Origin of the sequence: Streptomyces sp. GbtcB7 (genome assembly GCF_019091445.1) — a bacterium.
Classification (GTDB): Bacteria; Actinomycetota; Actinomycetes; order Streptomycetales; family Streptomycetaceae; genus Streptomyces; species Streptomyces mirabilis.
The window spans coordinates 1-233 of sequence record NZ_JAGXJM010000701.1; the positions used below are offsets into that span (position 1 = coordinate 1).

Consider the following 233-nt stretch of genomic DNA (forward strand, 5'->3'; position numbering starts at 1 on the left):
GGCGCCATGTACGGGGGAGGCGTCGCCCCCCCCCTGATCGTCGGCGCCGGCGTCGGGCTGGCCCCCACCGAGCTGGCCTTCCTCCCCGGCGCCTGGCTGTTCACCGCGGGCCACGCCACCTTCCTCCAGACCCTCGGCTACTGGAATATCGGAGCGCGGCTTCCTTACGTCTATGGCGTGATCTTCGCGGGCGTCGCCCCCATGGCCTCCGTCGGAGCCTCCATCATGGACAG

At 71.2% G+C, this 233-nt stretch carries 1 pseudogene; it reads left to right on the top strand.

The features are described 5' to 3' along the window. Positions 1-233: pseudogene (locus KVT44_RS57305) on the top strand (purine permease); the annotation flags it as partial.